Origin of the sequence: Streptomyces sp. NPDC003247 (genome assembly GCF_042888135.1) — a bacterium.
Classification (GTDB): Bacteria; Actinomycetota; Actinomycetes; order Streptomycetales; family Streptomycetaceae; genus Streptomyces.
In genome coordinates this window covers 313,747-332,059 of record NZ_JBIAPF010000011.1, presented here as the reverse complement: position 1 = coordinate 332,059, position 18,313 = coordinate 313,747, and the positions used below count along the sequence as shown (strand labels likewise).

The following is an 18,313-nucleotide window of genomic DNA, read 5'->3' as shown; positions in this document are numbered from 1 at the left end:
ACCCCGAACAGCGGCGCCAACTGCCGCAGGGTGAGGTTCGTGCGCCAGTACGCGGCGACCAGCAGGACCCGGTCCTCCAGCGGCAGGCTCCAGGGCCGGCCCTTGCGGACCGGATCCGCACCCTCGCGCCGCAGCGCGGTGACCAACTTGCCGAACTGACGCGGGCTCAGCCCGGTGAACGGGGCTATCCAGGAAAGCTCCGACGCCGTGATCACACCAGCCACGGCAAGATCATCTCACCCATGAACAGCAGTTACGGGACAACGCTTAGGCTCCGCTCTGCGGCCTGGGGGTGGGCGACCGGCAGGCGGGCCCACAGACCCAGAGCCGGAACAGCAGGCCCCGATGACGCACATCGACCAAGACCTCGCCGCTCGCACCCAAGTACCGGGCGCAGCGGGCACACTCCATGGCCATCTGCTGGCGTGGCCGGAGGCCCGCGACGTCCGGGATGGGCGGGGTCACCGTGGCCGAGGTGCTCACTCGTCGCCCCCTATGAGGAGTTCGGCCCAGACCTCTTTGCCCCATGGGCGCTTGTCCGGGCCGTGCAGGTCATAGCCCCAGCGGTCGGCGATGCCGTCAATCAGGAGCAGGCCACGGCCTGACTCGTCGTCGTCACCAGCCTGACCGAGAACCGGCAGGCGCAAGGGTGCCCGGTCCACCACCCCGACACGCACCCGTATCGCGCTCGGCCGCCCAACGATCAGCCGGATCGAGTGGCATGAGGTGTGCCTGACGGCGTTCGCAATCAGCTCCGACATGATCAGCGCGGCGACATCGGCAAGGTTGTCGAGGCGCCATACGCCGAGGGCGTCACGGACGAGCTGGCGGCCGATCTCGGCCGTGGCCGGCTCGCACGGGAAGGTCTGGCTGTAGGCGGGATGGCCGATGGGAGCGGCCTGAAATGGCGTAATGAGACTCGTCATTGGGGCTGAGCCTTCGCGTTGTCTCGGTGCCCGGCTCACCCCTGAGAAGGCGCCAGAGGCGGGCCGGGCCGTCAACAGCCGCCCGCACCGGAGGGAGTGGCGAGCGACCAGCAACCAGACAACTCGCCTTTGCAGCCAGGTGGTTAGGGCGATTAGCCATCCACCCGGAAGAAAGACCTAGGGTGATTTGACCTTCCCTTTACCTGGTGGTGGAAGGGGCGTGAGAGCTACCGTGCGTGCATGGACACCCCGCGCAACAGCGTTCTTGAGGCGTGGATGGCCGAACACGGCTATAGCTCCAACAGCCTTGCCGACGCTGTGAACAGCGCCTTAGAGCGGCTGACCGGGCGGCCTGGCGGCCTCGACGGCTCATCGGTCCGGGCCTGGAAAGCAGGCCGGGTCACGTGGCCCAAATCGGCTACCCGCAAGGCGCTCGAGGACGTCAGTGGCCTGCCCGCCGTCGCTCTAGGGTTCGTGCCACGGGGCCGGACTCCGTCCAGCCCAGCCCCACCGCAGCAGGAGGACCCCGACATGAAGCGTCGTACCCTCGTCGGCGGCATTGCAGCGGCTGCCGCCGTAGCAGCAGCGCCCGGCACCGCATCCCCGCGAGGCATCGGCATGAGCGACGTCAACCGCCTGAACACGCGCTTCGCCGAGATCATCGCCAGCGACCACCGCCACGGCGGACAACTCGGCATCGAGCAGCATGCTGCCGCGCTCGCCGACGAGGCGCTGAACCTCCAGAACGCCGGCAGCGCCACCCAGCGCGTACGCAGCAGCCTCTATGCCTCCGCGGCGGCATTCCGCTCCTCGGCGATGTGGGCCGCGATCGACGGCCGTCGCTACGACGTCGCCAAGGCGCACATGCGTGAGGCCCAAGCCCTCGCCGAGATGTCCGGCGATCAGGCGATCAAGTTCCGCATCTGGAGCCACGCGGGGGCGATGTACCGGCACATGGGCTGGCCCGCCGACGCGCTCGCCGCCAACGACGTGGCCCGCAACCTACACATCACGCGCCGTGACCCGCTGTTCGCGTCCCTGGGTCTGGCCCGGCAGGCGGCGATTCACGGTACGGCGCAAGACCGCACTGGCATCCGCCGCGCGTTCGATCAGGCACAGGACGCCATGCTGCGCGCCGACCCGGCCGAGTACCGGCCGGTGTGGATGCTCGCGTTCTACGACCAGGCCGAGTTGGACTCCCTGGCGCTGTCCGCCTACTTGGCGCTCGGCGACTACGCGACCGCCGAGTTCCACGCCCACCGCTGCCTGTCCGCGCTGCGGCCCCACATGGTCCGGTCCCGGGCCATCACCACGACCCGGCTCGCGCACGCCCAACTCGCACAGGGCGACGCCGACGCCGCCACGGCCACCGCGATGAAGGTCCCTGCGGACGCCGCCACCCAGCACGCGCGGGTAACGCGCATGCTGCAAGAGTTCGGGGCGGCACTGCGCGCCACCGCGCCGGGCAGCTCCACCGTACAGACCTGGACCGAGCACACCGCCCGCTGGAGGACCGCCGCATGACCACGGCACCCGCCATCGAACTGCGCACGTTCACCACCCTCGACACCGTCCGCGGCGACCTCCTCGACGTGTACGCCGAAGTCCGCGCCCCGCTCCTCCACCTGCCGAACTACGCGGTCACCGCGTTCGGCGAGCGCCTGGACCGACACGGCGGCGAGCCGGGGTTCACGGTCGTCCTCGCGTACGCGGACGACCATCCGGTCGGCTACGCCTACGGCAACACCATCGAGCACGGCGACCGCTACTGGCAGCGCACCAGTCCCGCGCCGGCGGGCAAGTACACCGAGCGCCCGGCTGTGGCCCTGAAGGAGATCGGCGTCCGGCCGGTCTGGCGCAAGACCGGCACCGCCCGCCGCATCCACGACGCCCTCCTCGCCACACGCGACGAGCCGTACGTCACTCTCATGGTCAACCCGGCCGCTGGGGACGGAAGGGTCCACGCGCTCTACAAGTCGTGGGGATACGAGGACATCGGGCTGAGTCAGCCGTCACCAGCCTCGCCGATCCTCACCGTGATGATCCGCGCCTGTCACTGACCGCACCCGCGACAGCGCGCCGGTACCGGCGACACGGCCTGGATGCGGCGGCCCCGGGAGCATGCGGCGCCGCCCCGCTGGGGCCGTCGAACCGGGACCGCAGCTCATACACGGCAGACTCTCGTCATGAGGACGTGGGCGGCACTTCCAGCCCGGGGTCAGCCTTGCGGCGCGAAGAGTTCGAGCAGGCGCCAGACGCACCAACCAAGGGTGTTCATGGACTGGCTGGCGCGGATGCACACACATCCACTCTGATCTGGCACGCGAACCCCCATGGATGCCCCCGCATCTGTTAGCCGCTTGTGGCCTTACATGGGCGGCCAGGGGGTGGCGCAAGCCACCTCTGGTCTCGGGACCGTACAGGTCAGGTCAGGAGCCTGTGTGGCAAGCAGGGCAGTCTCGAAAAGCGGGGCGTTCGCGGGCTCTTGAGTGGTTCTATTGTCGTCTGATGTTGTGCATCGGGGCGGCGTCCACTGTTCGGCAGCAGGACGAAACACATGCGCAGACACCGTCCGGTGCACTTCAGCTCGGGGCGGGGAGGCCAGGACTGCGTGCCTCGCCATCGAAGGTGACGCACGCCCCTTCGGGGAAGTAGAGCGGGAGCGATGGCAACAGTAGAACAGCAAGTGAAGAGCGCCGACGACGTGATCTGCCGGAACCTTGCCAACCCAGTAGGCGACCGAGGCTTCCTCTCGCAAAACGTGCTGGGGCAACTCCGGAATCTTGTCGAGGGTCTTGCTGTCTGGGCGCACCTTAATGATCGCTCGGCTGAGTTTCACTACAACCAGGTCGGGCCAGCTCTGGATGCCGTTAAGGCGCTCGCTAAGATCAGGCTCCTGAGTAGATTCCATGGCCTACTCCAGGCCAGCGTCTCGCACTACACGCTGGATCGTGACCCCTCCGAGCGATTGATGCTGAAGTACTACGAGTACCTACTCCGCACCCGCAACCTCGCAAAGGATCAGCTCGGTATAACGATCCTGGCCAATATCGAACAGTTCCCGATCGACCTCGACCCCTCGTTGCGGGAGTACTACGAGAAGATTGCTGCCTGCATCGAGCAGGAAAAGACGAGGCTTTCCTCAAGCCCACGTCACGAGCGATACTACATTCACAGCTCGCGACCATTCTTCATCGCTGGCCGTATCTATTATGAGGTAACGTTTCATCTCGCCCACAACCGGACGAGCAAGTTCGATCGCATCATTGGCTTCACTGACATCGACGTCACCGACAAATACGCGGCCAGTCTGGAGCTGGCGAGCGACACGATCGAGGTGCTCGGCAAGAAAATGCCCATCACGCTGATCCGCTCATGGGAGGTGTCAATTCGACCGTGCGAGTTCGACAACTTCGCACGCCTCTTCAACGCCTCGCACGGAGAGGTCAGTAGGTCGCATTCCGAGTACCGCAACCTGATGCGGTATCTCACAACAACACGATCAAGTCTGCTTGATCTCATGGATATGACTGACGCTGCTTACGGCTCTCTCCGCTCCTGGGCACTAGTCGGCACTCAACGAGATGAGGTTATTTTTCCAGTCCTTGACCGCGCGCGGTCCCTCATCCGCAACAACCGGCCAGGTTCTCGCCTGTTGCGCTACCTCATGCTGCGGATGAACAACCGCATTATCAAGGCACAGTTCGACGTCGACCAGTGTTCCGCACTCTCCGGGCTGCGCGTATCTTGGGGTTGCAAGCCCTTCGACACGATGCCGTTCTGCACATCCCCACGCGGACATAACCCGCGCTTTGGGGACCTTGCCGAGAGCCTGGACGCGAGGACTCGGCCTCACGAGCTGCTGGCCAGACGAGTCAGGAGCAATGTCGAGCAGCACGGTGTGATCTATACGCCGGCAGCCGAGTTGGAGGACCTCGGTGACCTCGACGAGCTGATCGCGCGTCACAACCGCATGCTTCCCCCCACAGAACGGCACGCGCGCAGGAAGCTGGCTCAAGCAAATGGGCATGTGTTCATCGTCGGTTATGAGGACGATACGGTCTCGATAATCAACAAACTCCGGGAAATCTCTGCTACTGGCGTCCCCCAACACAGCAGCGACGTGCAGGCATGGATTGACGCGAACCCGGGCGTCATCGATGACCCTTTGAAGGCTGCAGCTCTGACCAAGTTGTTCGAGCACTCGAATGTCGCCCTCGTCTACGGCGCGGCCGGTACCGGAAAATCGACGATGGTGAATCACATCGCGAACTACTTTGAGGGCGCGCGGAAGCTCTTCTTGGCGCATACCAATCCGGCTGTCGACAACCTGAAGAGACGAGTACAGGCGCCGAACTCCGAGTTCAGCACGATCAGCAAGCACGTGCGCACCGGTACGTCATTCGGAGCAATGTACGACGTTTTGGTAATCGACGAATGCAGCACGGTGAGCAACGCAAGCCTGCTTGATGTACTTGAGAAGACATCCTTCGATCTGCTCGTGCTTGTTGGCGACGTATACCAGATCGAATCGATTGAGTTTGGTAACTGGTTCAGCATCATCCGGTCGTACATCCCGAGCGAGTCTGTATTCGAACTCACAGCGCCCTTCAGGACGACCGATCAGAGCCTTCTCACGCTGTGGAGTAGGGTGCGGAACCTGGACGACCACATCGAGGAGTCGCTCTCCAAGAATGGCTACTCGACGGTTCTGGGAGACTCGCTCTTTCAACATAGAAGCGACGACGAGATCGTACTCTGCCTTAACTATGACGGCCTGTATGGCATCAACAACGTTAACCGGTTCCTGCAGGCGAGCAACCCGAATCCAGCTGTGACATGGAGCGAGTCCACATACAAGGTCGGAGATCCAGTACTTTTCAACGAGTCTGATCGGTTCAGTCCAGTCATCTTTAACAACCTGAAGGGAAAAATCGTCAAGATCGATCGCGTGCCCGGCCGTATCACTTTCGATGTGAATCTCGAACGGGATGTCACTGAAGACGATGCGCTCTTCACCGGTCTGCGCTGGGTGGAAGGCTCGACTGTCCAGTTCGACGTCTTCGAGCGCGGCAACAGCGACGATGACGACGACTCTGTCACCACCATGGTGCCGTTTCAGATCGCTTACGCCGTATCGATCCACAAAGCACAGGGTGTTGAGTACGAGTCAGTAAAGATTGTCATCACGGATGCCAACGAGGAGAGTATCTCCCACAGCATTTTCTACACCGCGATCACACGCGCTCGGGAGCGTCTCGAAATATTCTGGACTCCGGAAACGCAGCATCGAATCCTGAGTCGTCTCGCAGTGCGCGAGAACACGAAGGACGAGCATCTGATGAAGATTCGCCGTGGTTTGGTCCCTGTTGAGAAGCGACCGAAGCGCCAAAAGACGCGCCAGCTGCCTTAGACGCTGGCAGCGATTGCAATCGTGGCGCCATAGAGCATCTCCCAGTCGACACGAAAGGTGTAGGGCGGAGGTGCCTCATTGCTATTGGCGAACTGGTCTTACAGCGGCTGACACAATGAGCTGGTTTCAACTGAACTCATTGTGTCAGCCGCTGTAAGGGCTAAGCGCGGGCGGCCGACTGCCCCCTCAGTCGCTCGTCGCCGCTACGGCGCTTCGTCAGTGTCCTCCTCGCTAAGATCGTGCACTGCGTTCCTCAGCAACCTGAAGGCTGCGGCGTCATCCTTATCGGCCAAGAGACGCAGCGCCGTTTCCCGAGTGCTGCGGTCGGTCATGCCATGCCTCAGAGCGTTCAAGATCTGCCGAAACTGCACGGACGAGCCTGAGAGGTCGCCAGCGAGTGCTGCCTCCAACAGTGCTGTCAGCTCTTCAGACTCGACGATTATCGGAACGTTAGGGACGTCGTCCCTACTGACCGGGCCAGGACGCTTCGAGTCGAGAATTGTCAAGCTGCTGTCCGAAGCCGTTGGGCTCAGCAGGACGCGCGTCTGCCAAGCGTAGGCAACCCTGTCGCACTCCCTGCCGAACCGGCGAACTTGATGCCCGTCTTCCGCGAACAGCCAGCGCACGGACGCAGTGAACCATTTATGCCCGTCGATCTCGCGGGCGCTGACCTCCGACACAGTGTCGAGAGCAACTGCTCGCGGGTCCCACCCCCGAGCGCTGCTCAGGGTCCCGCGCATTCCGTCCTCGTACAGCACGGATCCATAGACCGTCCGGAAGCGCCGGCTCGCACCCCGGGCAGCTTCCAAGACCGCCGTATGGCTCTCCTTGGTGCCCAGGAGCGCCTGGACGTCCTCGACCTCTGCGTCAACTTCGGTGGCGAACTTCTTCAGGACGCCGTCGAGCGAGGTGAAGAGGAAGAACCGGTTCTCCAGGCCCCGGAGGTCCTTGTCCATGGGTGAGGGGAAGGACGTGCCGTCACCGAAGTCTTCCGTGTTATTGCTAACGAAGTAGACGGTCTCCTTCGGGTGCTTCCTGGCGTACTCGACGGCCGTCAGCCAGATCGCGGCATCTCGGGCACCGGTCTTGTTCTTGCCGCTGTTGACGGTCTTGCACGGGGCGAGGAGGTTCGTCTCGCGGAACATCGCCATCTGGTAGGCGGACGCGGGCGTCTGGATGACATCCGCGATCTCCGAGTACCGTGCCCGCCAGTGCTTGCGTACGTGCTCGTCGTCGAACCGCTTAGGGTGCACGATGTCTGCCCAAGGGGTGGCCTTGCGCAGGGTATCCACTGCCTCCAAGGCCGCATCGTGTTTCGCCTGGTAGCTGAGGACCTGCTGCGCGGCGATTTCCTCCATGGCTATCCAAGGAGCCGCGACCCGCTCCACCTTCGCGGCCCGGATCGCGCGGAGCATGTCGGCGGCGGGACTCCGCAGCGAGGTCGACTTGAGGATGTTCGCGTCCAGAATGATCAAGGCGGGTGGCTCCGTCTCCCTCGGATCCGAGTCGTACAGCCACACTCTCTCAACTTCTGATCACTGAGTGGAGGTGCATGCCTGTTCCAACGCTTTGACGTGGCTGGAGCCGACGACCGCTCTCGACCAGTCGAGGCGGGTGGCGGCATTCAGCTCGGCCGGCAGTACCTCATGCAGCTGCTGCAGACCCCGGCCTCATTCCAGTCCCTCGGCCGTCGCCAGCACGCCATGCCGGACCCGAAGCCGAGCTCCTGGGGAAGGTGTTCCCACTGGACGCCGGTGTGCAGCACGAACAGGATCCCGCACGGCATCTGGCCGGTCCGGGACCGGCTTGCGACCCGGGTACCTGAACCGCCTCTCCCACTCCGGCAGGAGCGGCTCAATCCGCTCCCACAGGCCATCCGACACGATCCACGGCCAAGTCCCCATGGCCCGGACAACGCCGAACCGCCGACCGCCCACGGCGAACCGCTCGGCGGCCATCGAGTAGGGCCAGGGGCGCACGCCAGGGCTCCACCAGGTCCGTCTCTGTCCCGCCCTTGTAGCGCAGCAGCAGATGGATGTGCGGGGATCATCTGCGGCGGATGACGGTGAGCCGACCCTCCGCTCATGGGGAACGCTGGCGCTGAAGCTGGCGCACCACATGTACGGGGGGCCAAGGACCGGCTCCGCCCAAGCCTGCCAGCCGAGCAGGTCAGGGCGCGGGTCGACGTCCTGGATCAGCGGCGGCACCATCTTCTGAGAAACGCTGGAGCAGAAACCGGGATCCGAGGCTCTGGTGTGGGGCCGGTCCACGTCCCGGATCCAGCCCTGCGCGGTCAGCACCACCTCGGGTTCCTTGACATTGGCACAGGGCATCTCCTCGCGGGCATCAAGCGTGATCAGAAGGTCAGTGATCGCCTCGTGCGGCACGCCGGCCGTGAAGTACGCGTTCCACTCCGTCATCACGGAGGCCGCGTGCGAGCGAGCGCTCAGCTGCAGGGCGACGGGCAGTCCGCCGAGCGAGTAGCCGGCGAGGATCCACTCGACGCCGCACAGCTCGTCCGGGCTCACGTACAGGATGGTGTGGCGGGAAGTCGGCCACACGCGCCAGCCAAGGCCGGAGAGGGTCTCGTCGACCCGCTCGGCGAGCGCGTCGTCGTCATCGGCCAGGTGGCGTGGGGCCACCCAGTACACAAGCCGCACGTCCAGTTTGCACCGGAACCGGCCATCATTCGCCGTGGACTAAACCCTCCGTTTCGCAGGCCCGGAGCACCTCGCATGCAAGTACGTGCCGGTATCTCCCGACGACTCTCCGCAGCGCCTCCCACCTGCGTAGAGGCACCTGACGGAAGCACTGCGAAGCGCACCCAGCCAGACCCTTCGGCCCGTACGCGAACAGCCCATTCAGCGACGTGCATGGCGCCGAATCCGTGAAACGGATCCGGTCATTGTGCCCCGAGCTCGTTGTTGTCCTCTCAACCGACCCTCATCCTGAAACGTTCGTCAGCGGCCGAGAGGGGAACGGTGAACGATCCGCGACGCCACGCGAGTGATCCCGATGTCATCGGGCAGACAGCGGGGCTGGTCAACTTCCTACGCGACATGGTCCACAGCAGCCACCAACGACAGCGCGACGACCGCAGCCGTGAACGCCTGTGGCTGGCCAGGCTGCCGGAACCTGTCCGCAGGCCGGCAGCGCGCCCTGACGGCGTGCTGCTGACGCTCGACCACGTGCCGCAGAGTGCGCCGCCGGACCTGCCCGATTCGCTCGACGGCTGGGTCGAGCCGACGCGCTGCCTCGACCCCGATTCGGGTGATCCGCCTCTTGCGGAAGAGGGACCGGGGGGCGAGCTAGTACGCGTCGCGGACGAGAGGGAGCAGTCGGCCGAGGAAGGCACCCTGCGCCGTGAAGAGGCCGGTGACGTGCTACGGGCCTACGGAACATGGCTGGATCGCTGGCGCCGGTGGGCGGCGCGGGAGCGCGCGGAACGACATCTCCGCGAGCTCTACGACCGGCTGTACGCGTGGCACCAGAAGCTGGCCCGGGAGGACGACCAGACGGAACTCAGCCTGGGCATAGGGCTTTTGACCTGGGTCTCCCCGGACGGTGACGTAGTGCACCGCCATCTGTTCACCCATCGGGTAGAGACATCGGTGGATCGCCGCACGGCGCGGCTTACGGTGCAACTCTCACCGGAGAGCGCCCTACGTCTCGAAGACCAGGACTTCCTGGACAGTGATGATGGTTGGGTACGCGAGCGCGGGGCCGCTCTCTCGGAGGAGATCACGGCTCGCGGGATGGATCCGCTGGGGCCCGAGGCACTGGAGCAACTCGCGCAATGGCAGGAGCGGGCGACCACTCGGCCCATGGGCTTCAGCGCAGCGTGGGAGCCACCCCGCGCACCTGAACTGGGGGCGCGTCTTACCTACGCACCGGCCCTGGTCCTGCGCCCGCGCAACCTCAACTCGCTGCTGCGGTTCTACGACCAGATCGCCGAGACGGTGGCCTCGGAGAACCGGGCACCTCTGGGCCTGGCCCAGATGGCCATGAACATCGAAAGCACCGACCGTTCCACCTGGGACGGGACCCAGAGGGCGCCGCTCTTCGGTGACGATCCACTCTTCCCGGGCAAGACGAACGCTCAGCAGCGCAGCGTGCTGGGGCGCCTGGAGCACGACACCGGTGTGGTGGTCCAGGGTCCGCCAGGGACGGGCAAGACCCACACAATCACCAACCTTGTGTCGGCACTGCTCGCACAGGGCCAACGGGTCCTCGTCACCAGCGCCCGTGACCAGCCCCTCACCGTGTTGCGGGACAAACTTCCCCACCCTGTGCGGGACTTGTGCGTCCTGCTCCTCAGCTCCACTCGCCACGGCGGCGAGAGCGAGGGCGAGTTGGAGCGCACCATCAACGCACTCACCGACCAAGTGGCCACCAGTGACCCCGCCGAACTACGTGCTGAGATCCGCCGCCTCACCGGCGAGCGGGACGAGGCACGGGGACGGATCGAGACGCTCACTGAGCAAGTGATCTCGCTTCGGGAGGCCGAGTACCGGCATCGGAGCGTGGCGCCGGGATACGCAGGAACGCTCGCCGAGATCGTGGAGCGGGTCCATGCCGGCGCTGAGGAGTTCGGATGGATCGGCCGCCTCCCCGACACCGCCGAGGACGTCCCGCCGTTGGCCTCCGAGCAGGCCCACGAACTGCTCGTCCTGCTGCGTGACGGCGCGGGTGAACCGCGGGCTGGCGGCGCGCTTCCCGTGCCTGCCGATCTTCCTTCGCCCCGACAAGTCGCGGACGTGTTCGCGGCCAGCCGCCTCAGCGATGAGGGTCTGTCCGCAGAGGCCGTCGAGATCCGGAACGTACTCGCCCATCTCGACGTATCCGTGACCTCCGAACTGGCTTCGCTGCTCGATACCTGCGAGACGGCCCTTCATCACCTCGGGATGCCTGCCGACGCCACACGCTGGGATCTCGGTTCCTGGATCACCCGGGCGCTGACGGACCGGCTCTCCCGATCCGACCTCGGACTGTGGCAGCGGGTGGCAGCCGTCACCGACGACATCCGAGAGGTTGCGGGGGACGTGGATGCGCTGGGTCTGCGCCTGGTGACCATGCCCGAGGACCTGACCGCTCAGAAGGCAGGCCAGCTGACAAACGCCGGTGTAGCTCTCCGAAACCACCTGGCCACAGGCAAGACACTGCGGTCCCGGTTCCCGGGCAAAGCGCAGAAGAACGCCCAGGAGTTGCTGGACTGCTGCACTGTCGACGGCCGTACACCGCAGACGACTGAGGATCTGGACGCCGTGCTGGCCCACCTCCGGGCGCACTCTGCGCTCGCCGGCGCGGCCACGCGCTGGCAGCAGGTGAACGCCGCCGTCCCGCCGGGGGACGTGGAGGTGCGGCTGGCCGAACTGACCGCACGCGCCGAGCGCCTTGAGCACATACAGGCATTCGGCTCGGCCCGGGACCGTGTCGACGCGCTTCTCGTGAGTCACGGGGTACGGCTGACGATCGCCTCCTGCCAGGCGTGGCAGGACTTTAACGCCGGTGTCGCCGCACTCCGTGGGCGACGGGCCGCCGACGAGGCCGTTGCGCAGTTGGCCGCGTGGGACGAACTCCTTCGTACCCCCGTAAGCGGCACGCAGCTGACCGCGGAGTCCATGGCCCTGGCCCAGGCTCTCCGCGACCAGGACGTGGAGGCTTATGCCGAGTCCCTGGAGGCACTGGTGGCCGCGCACCGGCGGGAGCACCGTACGCGTCGGTGCACCGAACTGCTTGGCACCCTGCGCGCCGGCCACTCCCTGCTCGCGGGCCGCCTCCTCGACAACGCCGACGATCCCGACTGGGAGGAACGGCTGGGCTCCCTGGAGCGGGCATGGGCGTGGGCGAAGGCTTCACATTTCCTGGACAGGCAGCGCACGCCCGGTCTGGAGCGCAAGCTCGAAGGCGACCTGAGCGAGCACGAAGACCGGTTGGAACAGGTAACCGGTGAACTCGCCGCGGCCTGGGGCCGGTTGCACTGCCTGGAGCGGATGACGCAGCAACAGCGCTCGGCGCTCCAGGCGTACCGGACCCACATGGCGTCCCTCGGCAAGGGCAAGGGGAAGAACACGGGCCTCTTCAGAGCCGCGGCACGCGACGCGATGTCCGTGGCGCAGGACGCGGTGCCCGCGTGGGTCATGCCCATCCCTCAGGTCGCCGAGATGGTGCAGGCGAGGCGGGATGCCTTCGACGTCGTCATCGTGGACGAGGCCAGTCAGGCGGGCATGGACGCACTGTTCCTCCTGTGGCTGGCTCCCCGCGTGATCGTCGTCGGTGACGACAAACAGTGCGCGCCCGCCCTCACACGCAACGGCCGTCACCAAGCCATCCAGGACAAGCTGGCCGCCCATCTACCGGACATGCCCAGCCGACTGCGCCAGCTCTACACGCCGCACACCAATCTGTACCAGTTGCTGTCCACCTTCTTCCCACAGGTGATCCGCCTCGAAGAGCACTTCCGCTGTGTGCCGGAGATCATCAACTGGTCCTCCAACACGTTCTACAACAACAAGCTTCTGCCCCTGCGTCAGTACGGCGCCGAACGGCTGGACCCGCTGCGTACCCACTTCGTCGAGGGCGCCGTGGTCGCGGGCCGCGAAAGCCGCGTCCACAACCCCAAGGAGGCCGAGGCGATCGTCGACTGCCTGGCCCGTCTGGCCGAGGCCCCCGCCTACCAGGACAAGACCATGGGCGTGATCGTGCTCCAGGGCTTCGGACAGATCAAGCTCCTGGAGTCCCTCATCAAGCGGCTGCCAGCCACCGTGCGCGAGCGTCACCGGATCCGTGTCGGCAACGCGGCCTCCTTCCAGGGCGACGAGCGTCACGTGATCCTGCTGTCCATGGTCGTGACGAACCCGCCGCGCGCAGCGGGCGGGAACAAGAGCGAGCAGCAGGCGTACAACGTCGCCGCCAGCAGGGCCCAGGATCAGATGTGGCTCTTCTACTCGGTCCCGCCGGACCGTCTCAAGCCGCACGACCTACGGCTCAACCTCCTGACATACATGGAGAACCCACCCGCCGCGCTGGAAGCCGCTGACGACATCGGACCGGTGCTACCGGATATCCGCAGGGCTCCCTTCGACTCGCTCTTCGAACAGCAGGTGTATCTGGAGATCAAGAAGCGGGGCTACCACGTGATCCCGCAGTTCCCGGCCGGCAGCAAGCGCATTGACTTGGTGGTCGTGGGGGCACGCGGCCGTCTCGCCGTGGAGTGCGATGGCGACGCCTTCCACCACGCCACACGGGAGCAGATCGAGAACGACCAGCGGCGGGACCGCGAACTGAAGCGCGTGGGCTGGGAGTTCTGGCGGATACGGGAGAGCGAATTCCGCTTCGATCCCGACGCGGCGCTCGACGGCCTGTGGGAGGAACTCGACCGCCAGGAGATCCGCCCCGCCAGCTACGCGCACTCCGCTCCAGCCGCCCAGGCAGCCGGCTCCCAAGCCGCGTGGAAGCCGCTCGACCTCTCCTCGGACGACGGGCTCGCCGCCGACGAGGACACCGGGGATGAACAGACCGACGACCGAATCGACGACGACACCGCAGAGGACGACGCAGCATGACGCAAGAAGCCGTTCTGGGCCCGCTCGACGGCAACACCTTGAAGGAGCTGGCCCGCATCATCTGCGGTGACGACCACCTCTACTACCGCAGAGGGTTCGAGATCGCCCAGTTCCTGGAGAACGCCGGGTGGCTCAATGTGCCCGAGTACGACGGCGAGTACCGGGGCGAGTGGACTCTCCAGCTCCTCACTGCTCGTCGTGATAGCCCCACCGAGCTGGAGAACGTACTGGTCAGACTCGCGGACGCACGCGAGTACCTTGACGAACCCGATGTCCTTCCGACCGTCGTCAGCGCAGTCAACACCTTCCTCGTCCACGAGGGTTTCCGCTTGGAGAATCCGGGCGGCCGACCCAGGATCGTTGTCTGCGACCCGGCCATGGCGCACCCCGGCCAGCAGGCGCCGGTCGAGCTCAAGGCCACGATGGCCGAGATCATCCGTGAACCACGGATGGCCGCACTGCTCCAGCGCCGACTGGACGAAGCCCGTACGTGTTACGCCAACGGCGCGCATGTCGCGGCCATCATCATGCTGGGCAGCCTCCTCGAAGGCGTCCTGCTTACGGTGATCGAGGAGCGCGACGTCTCCCTGCTGAGTAACAAGGACCCTAATTTCATCGGCCTCAAGGCCCTCATCGACATCTGCCACCAGGCGGGCTGGATCGACGTCGACATGGAGCGCTTCAGCCAGGCCGTTTGCAAGTACCGCAATTTCGTTCACCCACGGCGTGAGTTCCGCGAGGCGCATACTCCCGACCGCGACACGCTCACCGTGTCCTGGTACGTCGTGAACGGCGCCCTCAACGACCTCGCGGCCAGCCAGCCCGAAGCCGACCCATAGGCCGACACACAACAAATCTGCGGCGTGGCTGCCGGGCCACAGTGCCCAATCCAAGCACATCGGATCACGAGGGGGAGCAGATTGAAGATCACGGCAGAAGTGCTGAGAGACCTTGCGGAGCCGTCCAACGTCGCGGTCCACTCGAACCCGGAACTGGCCGGGGACGTGAGCACCGCGGCGGCGGACGACGACAAGCAAAGAGAGGAGAAGGAGCTCGATCGGCTTCGCCGGAAGCCTGGGCTGGCCCCCATAGCTGCAAAGGATCTTGGCCGACTCACGCAGCTCACACCCTGGAGTGTGCTGCACTCTCTTGGACGGGCAATCACCTTGGCACGGCGCGGAGCGGGACGCGGCCTCGCCGAACACTGGGGCTGCCTGAAGTACAACCAAGCTCTGACCGGGAACTCGGACTCCTTCATGGCGCTCTCCACCGAGGGCAAGGAGACCGCAGAGTATTACAAGGCGCTTCAGTCAGGAGAACTCGGCACCGGTTTCGCGCTGGCGCTCGCTACACGGCTCCTAAGCAGGCGCTATCCGAACCACTTCGTCTCTATCGTGCCGGCTGACACAGCTCTGCGCGCAGGGTGGGCCCTGACCAGCAGGGACTCTGGTCAGAAGTCGGGTTACCGATACCGACCGCAGTTCTTCGCCGAGGTGTGGATGCCCGGCGAGCCCTCTCGCGTCTTCCCGATCGCGTGCAAAGGCAACCACAGCGGGCTCTCCGCCTCTCATACTCAGCTTGCCTCGGCTTCCGCCCACGTGGAGGCAGTGCACATCGGGGCATGGGACGAGACACCGTGTCTGGTGTTCAGCACAGAACTCCCACTCGACGGCCCGCTGACGGTTCACACCCTGGAGGCGGGCGGAGAAGGGGGTTGGCTGGACGCTCCGGAGCGCATTCTTGATCACGCGTTGGAGGACGAGAACGTGTATCCCGGCATCCAGCCACCGGCGCAAAGCGACAAGCCCTCGGGGCCCGAACCCGGCTATCACGTGAGTCCCGAACTTTACGGGTGGTTTCAACACGTGCTTGCCCGCACAGCCGCAGCCGGTCTTACGGCCTTCGCCGGAGACACAAGTGCGACCGTCCCGTACCTGACGAAACGACAAGGGCAACGACACTTCGCAGGCTTTACGCACGCGGCCACGGACAGCGTCCAGGATGCACGGCACCGGTTCTTCGGCATCGACTTCGTCGGCACCGACCACGTCTTCCGGCTCAACCGGAAGCGAGTCGAGGCGTTCTCCGGAGCCGCGGAGGATCTCTTCCGCCGCCTTGAGGAAGGACGGGTGGAACAGTACCGCCGGGAAATCTACGCCCGCCGGTCCACATGGCCACGCGACGCCTGGGCACCACGCTGGAACGGTCCCATCTCCATACATCCGGACGGTTCCGTACTGGCTATGCGCCTGCTGCGCGATTAGTCCACGTTGCACGTAGGCACAGGCGTCACTCGGCCCTTTCATGGGCGCAGCTCGTGAGTCTGATTTCGACCCACGGAACAGGCTCACGAGCACCGGCACGGGGCTCACGCCTTGGCATCCCACAGGGCTATGCATCTAACTGAGGAGCCGTCGCCGCACCCCGGACGCTGGATGTCGGCCCAGCTGAGCCGAGTGAGTGGATCCGTAACGCTACCACCGAACCAAGCCTGGACTCCATGCCGTCCAAGCGGTGCCCACACGGAACGGATTCAGCACACATCAGGCCGGGAAGCGCCGTGAACACGTGAGAACTACGGAGGGGTATTTCCCCAGGCCAGGCACCACGCGGTGGACGTTTCCGCAGGTCACAGCCCCGCCCAGAGAAAAGCCCTAAAGCGGGTATCGCAGGTTCGAATCCTGCCGGGGGCACCAGTTCAGAAGGGGGCCACCTCCGAAATTTCGGAGGTGGCCCCCTTCTGACATCCAGATCTGACATCAACGGCGACGGTCACTGACGACCGGGGCGCCGCTTCCGCAGCAGCCGGTCCATGTGGCTCATGGCCTCGCGCTGGGTGTCTTGGACGACGTGGGTGTAGACGTCCATGGTGATGCTGATCTGCGAGTGCCCCAGGACCTCCATCACGACTCGGGGCGCCGCTCCGGCCGCCGTGAGGCGGGTTGCGGTGCCGTGGCGGCGGGCGTCGTGGAGCCGGATCACGCGGAGGCCGGCGGACTGGGCGACGCGGGTGGAGGAGCGGTGGTGGTTGCGCGGCTCGACGGGGCGGACGGTGCGGGTGGCGAAGACGTAGTCCGAGTTCTGCCATCTCTCCCCCGCCCTGGCGCGCGCAGCCGCCTGCCGCATGCGGTGCCGACAAAGGTGCGCGATGCAAAGCCACGTCGAGGTCGACGAACTCACCGGCGTCTACAAGAACATGACTCGCGGCGTCGTCGCCCACGTCTTCCGCTGCAAGCCCTCCGGCGGCGCCGAACGCACCTCTACCGAATCCACGCCGTCTCCTGGCTTACACCCGACGAGGTCAGCGACCGCATACCGAAGTCTTCGCGGTCCGACTCATGGACGCTCTGGACGGCAACGGCCTCCACGTGCGAAGCCACGATGACAGGCAGCCACTCGCCCGATGACGGTGGCTGACCGTCGTCGGGCGAGGTTGAGACAGGACTGCATCGAGGGTGCCAGCCGTCGATCACCGAACGGAGCGCCCGCGTAGGGAGTTTCTCCCGACGTCACCTCGGACGGAACGCGAAAGCTGGGAAACGTCAGCCAGTAGCCCAATCGGGGCATGGCCCTTTGCCTCCCTTACTTTTAACGGTCTCGCCATTTTCATCGAACCAGTCCATCGCCCTGACCTGGCCTTCGAGATCTGTCCGCTCTTGGAACAGTTTGGGAGGCCAGCATGTTTTCTTGTTTGCCTGCGTACGATTCATCGCCTTGACGCTCCTCATCTCCGCGCGGCCGAGATTTGCGCTGAGCAGCAGGGCGTCGGAAAGGTCGGCTCTTCGAAAGCTGGCCGTTTCAAGGTTGGCGCCCGTGAAGTCAGCTCCACGCAAGTCAGCGTTGTCAAAGTCGGCACCCAGCAGTTCAGCGTCACGGAAGCTCATGCCCCTCAGATCGAGACCAGTAAAATTGGCTCCCTTCAACTTTTTGGCAGTGAAGTGCATCCCCTCCAGTGAACGCCGCCCAGGGGTAAATCCGGGAATGCTCTCGGCGATCTCCACATTGGCGCGCCAAACTGCTCGCTCCTGTGCAGCCACAAACCCACGTTCCAGAAACAACACACTCAGCCCAACGGCGAAGCCCGTGATCAGGCCACCTCCCATACCGGAAAGGACCTCCACTCGTGCTGTCGTCCCTTCTGGCCCTTTGGCCATGCGCCACCCGTAGATCGCCAGTGCGACTCCGATGCCGATCAAGGCGATTACAGCGGCCAATTGTGCCGGGCCAACACCACCCATGGTCTTCCCTTCAACGAGACGGTCAGGCACCTTGATCCATCACCGGGCACTTCCTTCTTGCAACGAGCCAATCGGATGAAGGGGTGGTGCTCGCACCGACTGGTGATGCTCGCCGAGACGTGCCAGCTCCTGAGGGCAACCACCGGGAGCGCAACAGCAGCGGATCTTGTC

The 18,313-nt window shown here is 65.1% G+C and carries 10 protein-coding genes and 4 pseudogenes; 7 read left to right on the top strand and 7 right to left on the bottom strand.

The features are described 5' to 3' along the window. A partial coding sequence (locus ACFYWQ_RS33130) for a transposase family protein (protein ID WP_389521602.1) occupies positions 1-224 on the bottom strand: 224 nt, incomplete at its 3' end. Between the two features lie 255 nt (positions 225-479). Continuing rightward, complete coding sequence (locus ACFYWQ_RS33125; RefSeq protein WP_389521601.1) at positions 480-926, bottom strand: ATP-binding protein; 447 nt, start codon at positions 924-926, stop codon at positions 480-482. 240 nt (positions 927-1,166) lie between these two features. On the opposite strand from ACFYWQ_RS33125, the gene ACFYWQ_RS33120 reads away from it, so the two are divergent. From ACFYWQ_RS33120 to ACFYWQ_RS33110, 3 genes are all read left to right on the top strand, one after another. After that, a complete protein-coding gene (locus tag ACFYWQ_RS33120) occupies positions 1,167-2,450 on the top strand; it encodes an XRE family transcriptional regulator (RefSeq protein WP_389521600.1) in 1,284 nt (427 codons plus the stop codon). After that, positions 2,447-2,986 (top strand): GNAT family N-acetyltransferase, encoded by a 540-nt coding sequence (locus ACFYWQ_RS33115; RefSeq protein ID WP_389521598.1) that lies wholly within the window; start codon positions 2,447-2,449, stop codon positions 2,984-2,986. The genes ACFYWQ_RS33120 and ACFYWQ_RS33115 overlap by 4 nt, the downstream gene beginning before the upstream one ends. A 605-nt stretch (positions 2,987-3,591) precedes the next feature. Then, positions 3,592-6,339: an ATP-dependent RecD-like DNA helicase gene (locus tag ACFYWQ_RS33110; protein WP_389521597.1), complete on the top strand. Its 2,748-nt coding sequence runs from the start codon at positions 3,592-3,594 to the stop codon at positions 6,337-6,339. Between the two features lie 203 nt (positions 6,340-6,542). Here the strand turns inward: ACFYWQ_RS33110 and ACFYWQ_RS33105 are convergent, their stop codons facing one another. The 3 genes and pseudogenes from ACFYWQ_RS33105 to ACFYWQ_RS33095 form a co-directional block, all read right to left on the bottom strand. Then, on the bottom strand, positions 6,543-7,814 hold the full coding sequence (locus ACFYWQ_RS33105) for a PIN domain-containing protein (RefSeq protein ID WP_389521595.1): 1,272 nt from the start codon (positions 7,812-7,814) through the stop codon (positions 6,543-6,545). Between the two features lie 90 nt (positions 7,815-7,904). Next, positions 7,905-8,243: pseudogene (locus tag ACFYWQ_RS33100) on the bottom strand (transposase); the annotation flags it as partial. Positions 8,244-8,690: 447 nt separating this feature from the next. Beyond that, positions 8,691-8,867, bottom strand: a pseudogene (locus tag ACFYWQ_RS33095) (DUF317 domain-containing protein); the annotation flags it as partial. A 453-nt stretch (positions 8,868-9,320) separates the two neighbouring features. Here ACFYWQ_RS33095 and ACFYWQ_RS33090 point away from each other — a divergent pair. The 3 genes from ACFYWQ_RS33090 to ACFYWQ_RS33080 all read left to right on the top strand — a co-directional run bounded on the left by ACFYWQ_RS33090 (position 9,321) and on the right by ACFYWQ_RS33080 (position 16,168). Beyond that, positions 9,321-13,904, top strand: coding sequence for an AAA domain-containing protein (locus ACFYWQ_RS33090; RefSeq protein ID WP_389521594.1), 4,584 nt, complete (start codon positions 9,321-9,323; stop codon positions 13,902-13,904). After that, positions 13,901-14,743 (top strand): hypothetical protein, encoded by an 843-nt coding sequence (locus ACFYWQ_RS33085; protein ID WP_389521592.1) that lies wholly within the window; start codon positions 13,901-13,903, stop codon positions 14,741-14,743. The genes ACFYWQ_RS33090 and ACFYWQ_RS33085 overlap by 4 nt, the downstream gene beginning before the upstream one ends. An 81-nt stretch (positions 14,744-14,824) precedes the next feature. Then, positions 14,825-16,168: a hypothetical protein gene (locus ACFYWQ_RS33080; protein ID WP_389521590.1), complete on the top strand. Its 1,344-nt coding sequence runs from the start codon at positions 14,825-14,827 to the stop codon at positions 16,166-16,168. Positions 16,169-16,676: 508 nt separating this feature from the next. On the opposite strand, the pseudogene ACFYWQ_RS33075 reads toward ACFYWQ_RS33080, so the two are convergent. Then, positions 16,677-17,060, bottom strand: a pseudogene (locus tag ACFYWQ_RS33075) (tyrosine-type recombinase/integrase); the annotation flags it as partial. Between the two features lies 1 nt (position 17,061). On the opposite strand from ACFYWQ_RS33075, the pseudogene ACFYWQ_RS33070 reads away from it, so the two are divergent. After that, positions 17,062-17,311 (top strand): annotated as a pseudogene (locus ACFYWQ_RS33070) (NUDIX hydrolase); the annotation flags it as partial. Between the two features lie 135 nt (positions 17,312-17,446). Here ACFYWQ_RS33070 and ACFYWQ_RS33065 read toward each other — a convergent pair. After that, positions 17,447-18,172 carry a pentapeptide repeat-containing protein gene (locus tag ACFYWQ_RS33065; protein ID WP_389521588.1) on the bottom strand — a complete coding sequence of 242 codons (726 nt, stop codon included), beginning with the start codon at positions 18,170-18,172 and terminating at the stop codon, positions 17,447-17,449. Positions 18,173-18,313 lie beyond the last annotated feature (141 nt).